Raw genomic sequence first — 474 nt, 5'->3', positions numbered from 1 at the left:
CGTGCTGATCGCCTGGCGTTCCGGGGTGAGCGTGGAGAGGTCCTGATGCATCACCGTGGCGGAGGACACGAGGGCCTCCATGGCGAGCTGGAGCCGAGGAGCCGTACGCCCGCCGGTGACGGCGTACGGCCGCACCAGCGAGCTCTGCTCCGTCGGCGCCGGCGTCGGGACGGGGTTCGTGCCGCCGTACTGCCGGTGGTCGCCCACCGGCGGATAGGCCTCGTTGTTCCAGCCGCCGCCTGCCACAGCGTCCTCCTGACCTTTTCGCTCTCGCTCCGGAACCCGGCGACCTGTCCAGGCCGCCCGCTCAGGGCGTCTTCCCCGATCTGTCCTCCACCGCGTGCCTCACTTCGCGGAGTCTTCCGTCACCGCGGGTGAGACGCCTGGAGCTCGGCGCGGACCGCGGGAGTCAGCACCTGACCCGCCCGCTCGACCAGCAACGTCATCTGATAGGCCACCAGACCCAGATCGGAA

1 protein-coding gene and 1 pseudogene are annotated in these 474 nt (G+C 70.5%); both read right to left on the bottom strand.

Annotation, left to right across the window (positions count from 1 at the left end):
* The coding region (locus HCK04_RS44530) for a DUF742 domain-containing protein (protein WP_185949128.1) at nt 1-246 on the bottom strand (246 nt) is incomplete at its 3' end.
* A gap of 119 nt (nt 247-365) precedes the next feature.
* A pseudogene (locus HCK04_RS41755) lies at nt 366-474 on the bottom strand (roadblock/LC7 domain-containing protein); the annotation flags it as partial.

The organism is Microbispora sp. CL1-1, assembly GCF_012034195.1.
In the GTDB taxonomy this organism is placed as follows: domain Bacteria; phylum Actinomycetota; class Actinomycetes; order Streptosporangiales; family Streptosporangiaceae; genus Microbispora.
The sequence above is the reverse complement of the archived record's forward strand: the minus strand, read 5'-3'. Positions and strand labels throughout refer to the sequence as shown.